The organism is Shumkonia mesophila (genome assembly GCF_026163695.1).
Taxonomy (GTDB): Bacteria; Pseudomonadota; Alphaproteobacteria; order Rhodospirillales; family Shumkoniaceae; genus Shumkonia; species Shumkonia mesophila.
Genome location: NZ_JAOTID010000024.1, coordinates 12,546 through 24,865 on the forward strand (window position 1 = coordinate 12,546; position 12,320 = coordinate 24,865).

A 12,320-nucleotide genomic window follows, 5' to 3' on the forward strand; every position below is an offset into this window, starting at 1 on the left:
TGAAGGCACCACGCGCCGGTTCCCCGACACGTCCCCGGCCGCGATGCCGCGCCGGGGACGCAAGCGCCGAGGAACTGTCGGATGAGCGTCCGCCGTTTCCGATGCCCCCCCGCAACGCAGGGGACATCCGCGAAACGGATGAGCCTTAGGAAACGGCCCGGGCGGCTTCGAAGGCCTTCTGGCATCCCTGGTTCAGGAACATGACGTCATTGCCCATGATGATCATGTCCACGCCTTTGGCGGCCAACTTGGCCGCATTCTCAGCCGTCGGCGGAATGCAGGGAGCCATCACCTTGATGCCGCGCGCGTGACATTTCTCGATCAGCTCGTCGAGACGATCGTTCACCTCCGGATTGGACATGGAGTAGTCGATGGGAATCAGACGGGAAAGCGAATAGTCGGCCGGCCCGTAATTGATGACGTCGATGCCTTCGACCGCAAGAATTTCGTCGATATTGTCGAAGAATTCGTAGCTTTCTGCCATCGGAATGACCAGGGTATTCTTGTTGGCATTCTCGGTATAGCTCGACCATTTGAAGCCGGGCCCGCCGAAACCGGCGGAACGAACCGACCCATCGCCGCCCCGGCGCCCTTGCGGCGGAAACTTCGCAGCCCGGACGATGGCGCGAACCTGATCGGCGGTGTTGACCTGAGGAATGATGACGCCGTCCGCGCCCAGTTCGAGCGATTTGCGGATATCCCATTCGATCGTACCGCGCACGCGGACAAGAGGCGAAATACCGGATATCTTCGCCGAAAGGATGAGCTTCTCCATCGCGCCATCGATTTGAAAAGCGGTATGCTCTGCATCGATGAATGCGAAGTCCAACCCCCAGTTTCCGGCGATCTCGACAACGGAGCTTGTACACGTATACATGGTGATACCGAACGTCGGCTTGCCGCTCCCAAGCTTTTCTTTAATGCCTTTCTTCTGCTCAGTCATGGAACGACCTCCAATACATGATGAATTTATTCAACATTTATAAACACCCCGCCGAAGGGCGAGGAAGACGCCTACGGTTGGTTTCGCCCGTTATCGCGTACCCATCCCGGAAAGGCGCGTCAGGAAATTGGGCCCGGGCACTATTTTCCCCTTTCCTTCCGGCGGTTTTCCTCGTTCAACGCCGTCTGGAGATAGCCCGCGCTACCATCGATCTGCCGCTTCATCGCCGCCTTCGCGCCGACGGCGTCGTGTGTTTTGATCAGTTGATAGATTTCCTCGTGCTCGGCATAGGCATCATCCAACGTCTTCCTGGGAACCCGGCTGGCGACGCGAATGACCCCCACGATCAAGGTAAAGAGATTGTCGTAGAAGACATTCAGGATCTCGTTTCCCACCGAATGGACCAAGCCGAGGTGGAATGCCGCGTCGAAATTATCGAAGCTGCCGATGTCTCCCTGGTCGGCGGCACGCCGCATGTTTTGCACGGCGTCCTCCACCTCCTGGTTGATCGCGATGTTCTCCTCGCAAAGCCGCCCGACGACTTCGACCTCGATAATCCGCCGCACATCCATCAACTGAACGAGATAGTCCGGCTGCTGCGAGAACAGCCGCCGCACGGTCACCGCCAGAGTGCCCAGGAACTCGCCAATGTCGTCCCGAACGACGATGGCTCTTTCACCATGCCTGCGCCGGAGCAGGCCCTTGGTTTCCAGGACATGCAGCGCCTCGCGGACGGACCGCAGGCTGATGCCGAACGCCTTGGCGATTTCGGCTTCCGAAGGCAACCGATCGCCGATTTCGATCTGGCCGGACAGGATCGCGGACTCGAAGGACTCGACGACGCGCACGTAAAGCTTGCTGCGCTCCGTCACGCCACCGACGCTCGCGTTGACCAGCCTCTTAAGCGTTTCTTGATCTGGAGATAAGCTCACGGGTCTTCTCTCTGTTTGCTGCGGGGCCCATCATCCGCGCTATTTCCCCGACTCGACGCTGGCGGAAAGAAAATTGCGCAGATCTTCCGTTTTCGGACTGGCAAAAAATTCTTTTGACGGCCCACTTTCCCATATCTTGCCTTCATGCATGAAAATCGTCGTATTAGCCACTCTCTGGGCAAATCCCATTTCGTGGGTGACCAAGATCATGGTCATGCCGCCCTGCGCCAATTCGGCCACGGTCCTGAGCACCTCGCCGGTGAGTTCGGGGTCAAGCGCCGAGGTGACTTCGTCGAAAAGGATCACCTTCGGCTTCATCGCCAACGAACGGGCGATGGCGACGCGCTGCTGCTGCCCCCCGGAAAGTTCGTCGGGATAGGACCATTTCTTGTCGAGCAGGCCGACCCGTTTCAAGGACGCGTCCACCAAAGGATCGATTTCCGCCTTTTTCATCTTCTTCACCACGCGGGGCGCAAGCGCGATGTTTTCGGCGATCGTCAGGTGCGGAAACAGGTTGTAGCTTTGGAAGACCATGCCGACATCCTGGCGCAGCGCGCGAAGATCCTTGCTTTGCGCGGTGATCCTATGGTCGCCGATGATGATCTCGCCTTCCTGAATGTGCTCAAGGCCGTTGATGCACCGCAACATGGTGCTTTTGCCGGACCCGCTGCGCCCGATCAGCGCCACGACTTCGCCTTCCTCGACAGTGAACGAGACGCCGTTCAGCACGCACAGGGTGCTGAACACCTTTTTGACGTCTTTAACCTGCACGGCGGGCATTCTCTCCTCCACTTAGTTTTTGGCTGAGCAGCGACAGCGGGTAGCACATGACAAAATAGATCGCGGCGACCGTGAGAAAGACGCGGAATGGTTGAAACGTCATGTTGTTCATGATCTGCCCGGCGCGCGTCAATTCGACAAATCCGATCAGCGCAGTCAGCGAACTGTTCTTGAGCAACTGGACCATGAAGCCCACGGTCGGACTGAGGGCGATCTTGAACGCCTGGGGCAGAATGACGTAGCGCAACTGCTGACCCTGGGTAAGAGCCAACGCCCGGCCGCCCTCCCATTGCTGACGCGGAATCGCCTCGATGCAGCCGCGCCAGATGTCGGCGCAATAGGCGGCCGTATACAGGGAAAGAGCCGCGCCGGCGGCCGTCAGCGGCGGGAAATGGAACCCCAGGAAGCTGAGGCCGAAGAAGGTGATGAAGATGAGGACAAGAAGCGGGGTCGCCTCAACGATCTCGATATAGCCGGCGACCAGCAGCCGGATCGGCTTGGGCGCTAGAACCCGCAGAATGGACAGGGGAAGCGCGAGAAGACTGCCGACGACCATGGAGGACAGGAACAGGGCAAGAGTCCACCCGGCGCCCCGCACCAGAAACAGGAATCCGTCCCAACCAAATGTCTGTAACACTATTGCGCTCCCATGACTGGCGAACCGGACAGCTTTTCGAGGTTGAGACTTCTTTTCCGCCTGAAAAGAACCAAGCTGACGAGCCAATAGATCAAACGAAACAGAAACGTCAGGCAGATGTAGACGATTGCCAGGACGATATAGGTTTCCAGGCTGCGGAACGTTATCGACTCGACGAAGGAGGCGGCGCTCGTCAGTTCGGCGGCGGAGATCGCCGAGGCGATGCTCGTCCCCTGAAGGGTCAACGTCAGTTGCCCTGTCAGCGCCGGAAAGATGATGCGCAGCGCCGGAATGATGACGATGTGGCGCATGACGCGGAACCGCGACATACCGAGCGCCAGGCCGGCCTCGATCTGTGTTCGAGGAATGGCGACGATGCCGGCGCGGATGATCTCCGTCGCGTAGGCGCCAAGATTGAAGGAAATGGACATTAGGGCCGCCGCCGTCGCCGAAATCTGAATCCCCACCATCGGCAGCGCGAAGAAGAAGATCAGCATCTGCACGAGCATGGGCGTGTTGCGAACGATTTCGACATAAATGGCGACGATGCCGGCGACGGCCTTCGATCGGCTGTCCCGGGCGATCGCCCCGAACAAGCCGATCGTCAGCCCAAAGAAGACCGCCCCCCCGGTCAGGCCGAGTGTCTGCACCGCACCCGTCAGAAAGTGGGGCCAATACGCCAAAACAGGCGCGAAATGCATTTCGTATTCCATGCGCTTCGATCTTCTTTTCCGGAAGGCCCTGTTTTTGACCGCGACCGAGACTTGCACTTCGAATGGGATTGGGAGCGATCACGCTCCCAATCGACCATTCGGCGTGGGAATGCGAACGACCTCAGAACGAGGGAAGCCGCCCGCCCGGAATCGGAACCCCGGTCCACTTGCGATGCAGGTCGTCAAGCTCGCCGGAGATGTTGATGCAGAACAGGAAGGTGTTGAGCCACTGATGCAGTTCGAACGCATCCTTGCGCACGGCGATGGAGAAGTACCGCGTCTGCAGCGGAAACTTCACTTCGAATTTTTCGCTCAATCCCTCGCGCTTCAGAAAATCCATCGCCATGACGGCGAGAGAGCCGGTCATGTCGACCTTGCTCGAAACCAGCGCCTGCATGGCCGTGGCATCGTCATCGAAGCGCACGATCGTCAGATTGGGAATATTCATGCCGCTCAGGGTCATGTCCTGGATGCTTCCCTTCGGCACCGAAACGCTCTTTCCCGCCATTTCCTCGGGCTTGGTGATGACATCGCCCTTCTTGCCGATGATGCTCAGCTGATAACTCCCATAGGGAGACGTGAACATCAGCACCTTCGCCCGCTGGGGCGTTGGCGTCGTCTGGGCAATCTGAATGTCGATGCGCTTCGATTCCAGGGCCGCGACGCGCGAGGAATTATTCACCGGCACGATGTCGACTTCGACGCCGAGTTCCTTGCCGATCAAATGCGCTACATCGACATGATAGCCGACGATGTTTCCATTCTTGTCGACGCTGTCGTAAGGCGGCGCCCCCGTGAGCACACCGATGGAAATTCGGCCCTTCTTGGCAATTTCGTCGATGGACTGCGCGTCCGCCGCCGAGAAAGCCAAAAGGGAAGCCGTTCCCAAGACAGCGAGGAAAACGCTGCGCTTCACAATACTCGCTAGATGCATAGCAACACCTCCCAGAGAAAGTTCCTGACAACCGTCGGCCCCAGGGATGCGACGGCACCCTTCCGCAAGCCGACGAAGCCGCTATCGATGACGAAATACTCTTCTCCCACTCACGGCATCTGGCATCTTATTGCTTATGACAGATGACATGAGTGGGGGGATGTAAACACAGATCTTGATGGATGGCAACCCCCGTATCGCCTTCATGGTTCCGCGCCGAATTCCGCTGGCAGGCCCTGCAAGAGGAGTTGTAGCGGCGCCGCCTTGAGCCCCTGCAACGTCCGCCCCATTCCAGGAATACGGTTGGCATCTTGAATACTCGCGTCGGCCGAATCGTGCCATTTTCGGACAAGGCACAGCCAACCTGAAGCGGACGTTCAACGAAGAAGGCAGGCTGGCGATCCTCGTCGTGGGCCACCGGTCCCGCCATACCACAATAAGACGGTCCATCGTCTGCCTATGGAAGGCGCGTTGAGTCGCAAGTTGTGAGTGTCATAATATTGCAATAAATATTGCAAATATATGAAATCTGCATTAATAATTGCAAAAAAAGTGGCCGCGCGGCTCACGCGCGGATACAGTCAGCCTCGAAAACAGGGAGGAGGCCCCGTTGAACGAACAGGGTGGACTGGAAAAACTTCAGGAGATCATCGAACGGTCCGAGGATCGACTGACCAAGACCGACCGGCTGCTGATCCAGGAAATTCTCGGCAATCCGGCGGAAGGCGCCGTTCTTTCCGCAGCCGAACTGGCGGGTCGCGCCGGCGTGCACGCGTCGAACGTGATCCGGCTCGCCCGCAAGCTGGGCTTCGCGGGATTTCCCGAAATGCGGGCGGTGTTGCGCGACGACCTGCTGTGCTTTTCAGACGCCTCGGCCCGCGTGCGCGACCGCGTTTCTCAGTCGGCGGAAGGCTCCTTCCTGGAGGAGGTGATCGAACGCGAGATCGGCTCGTTGGGCGAACTGCGCCACCACGTCCCGCAAACAACGATCAACCAAGTTGCCGAGGCCATCGCCCGGGGCGGCCACGTCCTTCTATTCGGGCAGGGGCACGCCGTTTCCCTCATGCATCTCCTGGGGTGCCGGCTGCGCCGCTCCGGCTACCGCAACACGCTGCTGACCCAGCACGGCGTCGAATTCGCCGAGCACGCGGCTCTCCTGCGGCCGGGCGACGTGGTGATCGCCTTCTCGTTCTTCGCCATGCCGCCCGGTCTGGAGCATCTCCTCGAACACGCGCACAAGGCCGGCGCCGTCTCGGTGCTCATCAGCGACATCGTCGGTCTCACCATCCGTCCCAAACCCGACTTCCTGCTGGCCGCCTACCGGCGGCGCGGCGGCGAATCCTTCTCGCTGACGGTCTCCATGGCGATCTGCAACGCCCTGATCCTCAGCATCTCGAAATGCGACGACGGCCGGTCCCTCGCCGCCCTCGGCTGCTATTCGGAACTCTGCGAGAAATACGTGAACAAGAGCCACGCGAAAAATGGCTGAACCCCCAACCGAAGTGACAATGGAGAAAACGTGCCCATGAACCGCAATCGATGGAAAACGACGATGGCGGCCCTGGCTGTCGCTGGCGTAGCGCTTTCTTCCGCCACCGCCATGGCGGACGACCGCCCCGAGGTCGTGGTTGCCGTCAATTCCCTGGCCCGCACCCTCGAACCGGCCGAGCGCGACGGCAACGTCGACGTCCGCATCGTCTATTCGATGTACGACACCCTGATCCGCTGGGATTTCCTCAACCCCATGCCGAACGGCGACACACGCCTGGTTCCCGGCCTCGCCACCGCATGGAAGCGTATCGACCCGCGGACCCTCGAACTGACCCTGCGCAAGGGCGTCAAGTTCCACAACGGCGACGAGATGACGGCCGACGACGTGGTCTTCACCTTCTCGCCCGAACGGCTGTGGGGCAAGGATTCGGCCCTGGCCTACGGGCGGCCCTATTTCGGCCACCTCGAGAAAGTGGAGAAGATCGACGCCTATACCGTCCGCTTCACCACCGCCGAGCCCGACCTCATCCTGGAAAAGCGCCTGTCCACCTATGCCTCCTTCGTCGTCAACGCCCGCCAGTGGCTCGGCATCAAGGCCCGCGTCGAAAAGGAAAACGCCGGCAAGCCGACCGACCAGCAAAAGGACTGGAAACAGACGGCCCTCAAGGAGATCCGCTGGAACCCGGTCGGCACCGGCCCCTACAAGTTCAAGAGTTGGCGCAAGGACGGCTTCATCGAGCTCGAGGCCTTCGACGACTACTTCATGGGCAAGCCCACCGCCAAGAAGGTGACGTTCCGGGTGGTACCCGAGGTGGCGGCCCGCATCGCCGGTCTGGTCAGCGGCGAATTCAACATCGCCGTCGACATCCCGCCGGATCAGATCGACGTGCTGAAGCGCTACGACGACATCGAACTCAAGCCGGTGGTCCTCGACAACGTCCACCTCATCGTCTTCAACACCACGCACCCGGTACTCAAGGACAAGCGCGTCCGGCAGGCCTTGAGCCTAGCCATCGATCGCCAACTGCTGGTCAAGACGTTGTGGACGGGCATGACGACCATCCCCAACGGCCACCAGCTGCCGGAATTCGGCGAACTCTACAACAAGGACCGCTCCGGCTACGTCTACGACCCCGAAAAGGCCGAAGCCCTGCTGAAAGAGGCCGGCTACAAGGGGGAGGCCATCGACTACCGGATGATCCCCAACTACTACCTGAATGGCATGGAGGCCGCCCAGATCGTCCAGGAGATGTGGAAGAAGGTCGGCTTCAACGTCGAACTCAAGATGGCCGAAAACTTCGACCGCGTCCGCACGCCCGACGTCGGGGTCTACGCCTGGTCCAACACCTTCCGCCTGCCGGACCCGATCGGCAGCTTGCTGGTCAACTGGGGCGCCCGTTCGGCCGTCCAGAGGAAGACGAAGTACTGGACCCCGCCCGAGGAATTCAACAACCTGGAGAGCATCGTCGAGACCGGCACCGAGATGGCGGCCCGCGCCAAGGCCTTCCAGAGGATGCTCGACATCTTCGAGGACGAGATGCCGATGACCATCCTGTACAGCCCGCTGGAGGTCTACGCGGTCAACAAGAAGGTCCAGTGGAAGCCCTATGAGCAGTACTTCATGGACTTCCGTCCCTACAACCTGACCTTCAAATAGCAGAAACGGGGAACCGGGGGCAGTCCGTCGCGGGCGGCCTCCGGTTCCGTTCACCATGTCATTCCTACTGGAAATCAGGGATCTGTCGGTCGTCTTCCAGACCGACGAGGGGCTGGTCCACGCCGTCGACGGCGTCTCCATGGGCGTTGCCGCTGGCGAGACCTTCTGCGTGGTTGGCGAAAGCGGCTGCGGCAAAAGCGTGACGTTCTTCTCCGTCGCCGGCCTGTTGCCGTCCAACGGCCACGTGGTCGGCGGCGCCGCCCTGTTCGATGGCATCGATCTACTGGGCCTGGAGGAAACGCACCTGGAAAAAATTCGTGGCAAGGACATCGCCATGATCTTCCAGGACCCCATGGTGTCGCTCAACCCGGTCCACACGGTGGGCAGCCAGATCGTCGAGTGCCTGACGCTGCATCGCGGCATGGGAAGTGGCGAGGCTTGGCAGGAGGCGCGCCGTCTGTTCGAGGTGGTGGGCATTCCCGGCGTCGAGAAGCGGCTACGCGAATATCCCCACCAGCTTTCCGGCGGCATGATCCAGCGGGTCATGATCGCCATGGCCCTGGCCTGCCGGCCGCGCATCGTCATCGCCGACGAGCCGACCACCGCGCTCGACGTCACCATCCAGGCGCAGATCCTCGACCTCCTGCGCCAGCTTCAGCGCGAGTTCGGCATGGCCATCATTCTGATTACCCACGACCTGGGGGTGGTCGCCGAAATGGCCGACCGGGTGGTCGTCATGTACAACGGCCGGGTGGCCGAAACCGCGGCGGTCGGCGATCTGTTCGCCCGGCCCCTCCACCCCTACACCGTGGGCCTGCTCGATTCCCTGCCGCGCATGGACGACGGCGACGAACGGCTGCGCCCCATCGAGGGAACCATTCCGTCGCCGTTCGAGCGCCTGCCTGGCTGCCATTTTGCCCCCCGCTGTCCGCGGGCGGACGACATCTGCTGTGCCGCCGTCCCCGCCCTGCGCGCCGTGCGGGCGGGCCATTCGGTGGCCTGTCACCATCCGTCGGAGAGTGGCCCATGCTGAACGACGAATTCCGTCCCGTCGTGGACCCACTGGTGCGGGTCGAGGCCGTGGTCCGGCATTTCCGCAAACCGGCGCGCCGCCCCTTCGTGCCGGCCGACGTCGTCCATGCCCTCGACGGCGTGTCCTTCACCCTCGAGGCAGGGCAAACCTTGGGCCTGGTCGGCGAGAGCGGCTGCGGCAAATCGACCATCGGGCGCATCGTGCTCGGCATCGACCGACCGACGCACGGTCATGTCCTCTACCGGGGACGCGACGTTCACACTGCCAGCGCCACCGAGCTGCGCCGCCTGCAGCGCGAGATGCAGATGGTCTTCCAGGACCCGAGCGGCGCCCTCGATCCCCGCATGACGGTCGCCAACCAGGTGCGCGAACCGCTCGACATCCACGACGAGGGGACCGCCGCCGAGCGCCGGGAACGGGTGGACGAAACCATCGCCGCCGTCCGCCTGCCGCCCGAGATCAAGAGCCGCTATCCGCACGAGCTCAGCGGCGGCCAGCAGCAGCGGGTGGTGGTCGCCCGCGCCCTCATCCTGCGGCCCCGGCTGATCGTCTGCGACGAGCCGATCTCCGCCCTCGACGTCTCCATCCAGGCCCAGGTCATCAACCTGCTCGACACCCTGCAAGACAAACTGGGCCTCAGCTACCTGTTCATTTCCCACGACCTCAAGGTGGTTCGCCACATCTCGGATAGTGTCGCCGTCATGTATCTCGGCCAGATCGTCGAAATCGGCTCGCGGGACGACCTGTTCCGCACCCCCTCCCACCCCTACACGCAGGCGCTGATCTCGGCCATCCCGGTGCCCGACCCGGCGCGCCGCGCCCAGCGGTTGGTGCTGGCGGGCGAGCCGCCTAGCCCGCTGCGCCCACCCTCGGGGTGCCGGTTCCATCCGCGCTGCCGCTTCGCCGCCGACGTCTGCCGCGCCACGGTTCCGCCGCTGCGACCGCTGGGCACCGGCCACGCGGCGGCCTGTCACTTCGCCGGCGACGTGGGGCCCGCCCTTCCGGCCGACGGCGGGAGGGAATCATGCTGATCGCCGCCCACCGGGGCCATTCCGCCGCCCGTCCCGAGAACACGCTCCAAGCGTTCGAAGCGGCCATCGCCGCCGGCGCCGACTTCATCGAGACCGATCCGCGCCTGACCCGTGACGGCGTCGTCGTCTGCTTCCACGACCCGACGCTGCAACGCCGGGCCGGTCGTCCCGACGCGATCGCCGATACCGACTTCAATGCGCTACGCGGCATCGCGTTGGAGGGCGGCGGTCGCGTTCCCGCCCTCGAGGAGGTCCTGGATCTCGCCCGAGGGCGCGTTGCCGTCGTCCTCGACGTCAAGATCGCGGGGCCCGACATGCAGGCGCGCCTCGCCGTCCTGGCGGCCCGCGCCGGCATGCGCGACGCCATCGTGCAGGGGGTGCGGAGCGTCAGGGACTGCCAGACTCTGGCAGCCCGGCGGGCCTGTCGGGACATCCTTGCCTTCATGCCGAAGGACCAGACGATCGAATCCTTCGCCGAGGCCGGTGCGACCATCATCCGCCTGTGGGAGGAGGACGTGATCGACGACCGGCTGGCCGCCATCCATCGGACGGGCTGCCGGGCCTGGGTGACCTGCGGCCTGCGGTCGGCAAGCGAGGCAGCCGGTCATTGCGAGCCCGGGCGGGTTGCCGGACTGGTGGCGCAGGGCGTCGACGGCATCATCCTCAACGACCCGGAAATGGCGCGCCGTTCCCTGGCCGGAGGGATATGACGACATGACGAGCCATCCCCTTTTCCTCATCGTCGTTCTCGACGGCATGCGGCGCGACATGGTGACGGCCGAACTGATGCCCAACCTGGCCGCCTTCCGCGCCGCCGGCAGCGACTTCGTGAAAAGCCGCTCGGTCTTCCCATCGGAGACCCGGGTCAATTCGGCCGCCCTCGGTAGCGGCTGCATGCCGGATCGCCACGGCGTGATCGCCAACCAGTTCTTCGACCCCCGCCTCTACGCCGACCGCCTTTTCCACACCGGCCAGTTCGAGGACATCACGCGAGCCGAGACGGTCTTCAACGGCCGATTCATCACCGCGCCCAGCCTGGGCGAGGCAGTCGCCGCCACCGGTCTCAGCATGGCCGTGGTCGGCAGCGGATCGGCGGGCACCACACGGCTGGTCAATCCGCGCGCCCCCCAACTCGGCCACGTCAGTCTGTGCCTTCGGGAATGGGCGGCGTCAACCCCGCACGCCGTGGCCGACGAGGTGCTCGCCGCCTTCGGGCCAATCCCACCGGCCGGCCGGCCCAACTCGGCACGCACCCGCCTGCAGACCCGCATTTTCCTGGAGCACGTCTTCCCACGCTTCCGCCCCGACGTCTCGGTCCTGTGGTACACCGACCCGGACAGCACCTTCCACTACAAGGGCATCGGTTCGCCGGAGGCCCGCCAAGCCCTGCGCGACCTCGACGATCAGATCGGCATCCTGCTGGACTGGCGGCGGACCGCCGGGCTGGGGGACCACCTGCAGATCCTCATGCTGTCGGACCACGGCCAGATCGTCGCCCGCGAAAAGGTCCCGGTCCGCGAGGCGCTGCACGGATTGAAGATCGACCAGACGTTCCTCAACGGCGCCGACTATGTCCTCAGTTCGGGCTATTCCGGCGCCGTCTGGGTGAGCGATAAAGCCCCGCGCCTGACCGCCGCCATGGTCGAGGCCCTGAACGCCCAGCCCTGGATCGACTCGGTGTGGACCGGCGCCGACGGGTCCGCCGTTCCCGGCACCTTCAGCCGGGACGTCGCGCGGGTTCGCCACGCGCGCGCCCCCGACATCTATTTCGTCATGGCGACCGACGACGGCCTCGACGGCGACGGCGTCGCCGGCGGCTGCTTCTTCGACGACGCGGTTCCCCAGGGCGGCGGCGTACACGGAGGCCTGCACATCCACGAAATCAACAACGTGCTGATGGCCGGCGGTTCCCTCTTCAAGAGCGGCTACGTCTCGCCCTGGCCGAGCGGCATCATCGATGTGGCGCCGACGGTGCTCGACCTCCTCGGCATCCGGGGAAAGACGGCGATGGACGGCCGGCCCCTGACCGAGGCCTACATGGCGGGCTGCGTCGAACCGCCGCCGCCGCGCGAAACCATCCAGGCGGTGCACCGCGGCGGCCGCCGCCACGCCGTCGCCACGTGGGAAGTCAACGGCGCCCGCTATCTGGCGCGCCAATGGGTGGAATAG

Annotated in this window: 12 protein-coding genes; 6 read left to right on the top strand and 6 right to left on the bottom strand. The window is 63.1% G+C overall.

All coding sequences use genetic code 11. The annotated features are described in order from the left end of the window. Positions 1–145: 145 nt before the first annotated feature. The 6 genes from ODR01_RS23490 to ODR01_RS23515 all read right to left on the bottom strand — a co-directional run bounded on the left by ODR01_RS23490 (position 146) and on the right by ODR01_RS23515 (position 4,939). Positions 146–943 carry an HpcH/HpaI aldolase family protein gene (locus ODR01_RS23490; protein ID WP_316980150.1) on the bottom strand — a complete coding sequence of 266 codons (798 nt, stop codon included), beginning with the start codon at positions 941–943 and terminating at the stop codon, positions 146–148. Positions 944–1,083: 140 nt separating this feature from the next. After that, on the bottom strand, positions 1,084–1,875 hold the full coding sequence (locus ODR01_RS23495) for a FadR/GntR family transcriptional regulator (protein ID WP_316980151.1): 792 nt from the start codon (positions 1,873–1,875) through the stop codon (positions 1,084–1,086). A gap of 39 nt (positions 1,876–1,914) precedes the next feature. Further along, complete coding sequence (locus tag ODR01_RS23500) at positions 1,915–2,655, bottom strand: amino acid ABC transporter ATP-binding protein (RefSeq protein ID WP_316980152.1); 741 nt, start codon at positions 2,653–2,655, stop codon at positions 1,915–1,917. Then, the gene (locus ODR01_RS23505; RefSeq protein ID WP_316980153.1) at positions 2,636–3,292 is read right to left on the bottom strand and encodes an amino acid ABC transporter permease; all 657 of its coding nucleotides are present in this window, start codon (positions 3,290–3,292) and stop codon (positions 2,636–2,638) included. The genes ODR01_RS23500 and ODR01_RS23505 overlap by 20 nt, the downstream gene beginning before the upstream one ends. Beyond that, on the bottom strand, positions 3,292–4,005 hold the full coding sequence (locus ODR01_RS23510) for an amino acid ABC transporter permease (protein WP_316980154.1): 714 nt from the start codon (positions 4,003–4,005) through the stop codon (positions 3,292–3,294). Before ODR01_RS23510 ends, ODR01_RS23505 begins: the two co-directional genes overlap by 1 nt. A gap of 121 nt (positions 4,006–4,126) precedes the next feature. Beyond that, positions 4,127–4,939: a transporter substrate-binding domain-containing protein gene (locus tag ODR01_RS23515; RefSeq protein ID WP_316980155.1), complete on the bottom strand. Its 813-nt coding sequence runs from the start codon at positions 4,937–4,939 to the stop codon at positions 4,127–4,129. Positions 4,940–5,549: 610 nt separating this feature from the next. Here ODR01_RS23515 and ODR01_RS23520 point away from each other — a divergent pair. From ODR01_RS23520 to ODR01_RS23545, 6 genes are read left to right on the top strand one after another with little or no spacing between them, the layout of a single operon-like run. Continuing rightward, positions 5,550–6,428, top strand: a complete 879-nt coding sequence (locus ODR01_RS23520; protein WP_316980156.1) for a MurR/RpiR family transcriptional regulator — start codon at positions 5,550–5,552, stop codon at positions 6,426–6,428. A 36-nt stretch (positions 6,429–6,464) separates the two neighbouring features. Further along, positions 6,465–8,087: an ABC transporter substrate-binding protein gene (locus tag ODR01_RS23525; protein WP_316980157.1), complete on the top strand. Its 1,623-nt coding sequence runs from the start codon at positions 6,465–6,467 to the stop codon at positions 8,085–8,087. Between the two features lie 55 nt (positions 8,088–8,142). Next, positions 8,143–9,120, top strand: coding sequence for an ABC transporter ATP-binding protein (locus ODR01_RS23530; protein ID WP_316980158.1), 978 nt, complete (start codon positions 8,143–8,145; stop codon positions 9,118–9,120). Next, positions 9,114–10,151, top strand: a complete 1,038-nt coding sequence (locus tag ODR01_RS23535; RefSeq protein ID WP_316980159.1) for an ABC transporter ATP-binding protein — start codon at positions 9,114–9,116, stop codon at positions 10,149–10,151. The genes ODR01_RS23530 and ODR01_RS23535 overlap by 7 nt, the downstream gene beginning before the upstream one ends. After that, a complete protein-coding gene (locus tag ODR01_RS23540; RefSeq protein ID WP_316980160.1) occupies positions 10,145–10,861 on the top strand; it encodes a glycerophosphodiester phosphodiesterase in 717 nt (238 codons plus the stop codon). Before ODR01_RS23535 ends, ODR01_RS23540 begins: the two co-directional genes overlap by 7 nt. A gap of 4 nt (positions 10,862–10,865) precedes the next feature. Further along, a complete protein-coding gene (locus ODR01_RS23545; RefSeq protein WP_316980161.1) occupies positions 10,866–12,320 on the top strand; it encodes an alkaline phosphatase family protein in 1,455 nt (484 codons plus the stop codon).

What these genes read in the sequence shown, in the direction of transcription:
- ODR01_RS23545 (WP_316980161.1), top strand. Translation starts at nt 10,866, where the DNA reads ATGACGAGCCATCCCCTTTTCCTCATCGTCGTTCTCGACGGCATGCGG.
- ODR01_RS23490 (WP_316980150.1), bottom strand. Translation starts at nt 943, where the DNA reads ATGACTGAGCAGAAGAAAGGCATTAAAGAAAAGCTTGGGAGCGGCAAG.
- ODR01_RS23500 (WP_316980152.1), bottom strand. Translation starts at nt 2,655, where the DNA reads ATGCCCGCCGTGCAGGTTAAAGACGTCAAAAAGGTGTTCAGCACCCTG.
- ODR01_RS23530 (WP_316980158.1), top strand. Translation starts at nt 8,143, where the DNA reads ATGTCATTCCTACTGGAAATCAGGGATCTGTCGGTCGTCTTCCAGACC.
- ODR01_RS23515 (WP_316980155.1), bottom strand. Translation starts at nt 4,939, where the DNA reads ATGCATCTAGCGAGTATTGTGAAGCGCAGCGTTTTCCTCGCTGTCTTG.
- ODR01_RS23535 (WP_316980159.1), top strand. Translation starts at nt 9,114, where the DNA reads ATGCTGAACGACGAATTCCGTCCCGTCGTGGACCCACTGGTGCGGGTC.
- ODR01_RS23525 (WP_316980157.1), top strand. Translation starts at nt 6,465, where the DNA reads ATGAACCGCAATCGATGGAAAACGACGATGGCGGCCCTGGCTGTCGCT.
- ODR01_RS23540 (WP_316980160.1), top strand. Translation starts at nt 10,145, where the DNA reads ATGCTGATCGCCGCCCACCGGGGCCATTCCGCCGCCCGTCCCGAGAAC.
- ODR01_RS23510 (WP_316980154.1), bottom strand. Translation starts at nt 4,005, where the DNA reads ATGGAATACGAAATGCATTTCGCGCCTGTTTTGGCGTATTGGCCCCAC.